We start from the raw sequence: 898 nt of genomic DNA on the forward strand, positions 1-898 counted from the left end.
CAACCCAACAGCCCAACACCAACTACAATGACATAAAAGAGTATAGAAAAATATTATTTATTACTTTTAGAGTGAGCTGAGGGCTTTACATAGGAGCCGATGTTGGCGTGTCGTGCTTTTTTCTTTTTTACCATTGCTTTTCTATGCTCTTTAAAGAATCATTCTCGAAAATGAGAGTAACTCGTTCAATTCCGATTGTGTCTGTTCTAAAGTCCATGTATTCATAAAGTCTATGGTCTTTAAGCACGTTCTTAATTTCTTGTTTGGTTTGGTCAGTTTGTCCAACAATTTTAATGATTGTTTCTAAGTCCGATTCCGTGTCAGAGTATCCTTCTTTCATGTATGTTAATGTCACTGCTTGGTCAACAACTGAATAGAATCCAATACCTGCCGTAACAATTAAAAGAAGGAGACAAATCCAAAATGCTATTTTCCACTTATTCTTCATTCTTCTTCAGTCCACTTTTTTGTTTCGGATCTGTAAATTTTGGATTCTCCAACACCGAGTCCGTACCAAACCATGTAAGTCGTGTCACTTGTTAGTTGATAAAATGAGAGGTGCATCTGAGTATCGTCTAACCCTATTTCAGTCACATCTTCTGGAAGTCGTCCTTTATCCTTTTTGAACTTCTCAACTTTCTCAATTATCAGTTCAGCATGTTCTTGTCGTTCACATAAAATGTCGCAACAAGAAGTTGTCGTTAATAAAATAGCAATGGTCAATATTTGAAAAAGTCGTTTCATTTTTTTCGCATGCACGCCAACGGTTTGGCTATGCGCAGTGTCCCGAAGGGCATTGCGTATAGCATCCATGTAAAAGCAGCGTCCTTGGCTAACTTTAAGTTCAAAAAAGCTAAAGATATGAAAGTCAAGGACACTGCAGATAAGGAGCTGTTTG

2 protein-coding genes are annotated in these 898 nt (G+C 37.4%); both read right to left on the reverse strand.

What is annotated here, in order from left to right; translation table 11 throughout:
- Positions 1 to 127: 127 nt before the first annotated feature.
- Positions 128 to 340 (reverse strand): hypothetical protein, encoded by a 213-nt coding sequence (locus ABHV44_RS16135; protein WP_459075747.1) that lies wholly within the window; start codon positions 338 to 340, stop codon positions 128 to 130.
- A 104-nt stretch (positions 341 to 444) separates the two neighbouring features.
- Positions 445 to 744, reverse strand: coding sequence for a hypothetical protein (locus ABHV44_RS16140; protein ID WP_459075748.1), 300 nt, complete (start codon positions 742 to 744; stop codon positions 445 to 447).
- Positions 745 to 898: the final 154 nt, after the last annotated feature.

The sequence above is a fragment of the Halocola ammonii genome (assembly GCF_049334165.1).
Lineage (GTDB): Bacteria > Bacteroidota > Bacteroidia > Flavobacteriales_D > Sanyastnellaceae > JBEGHD01.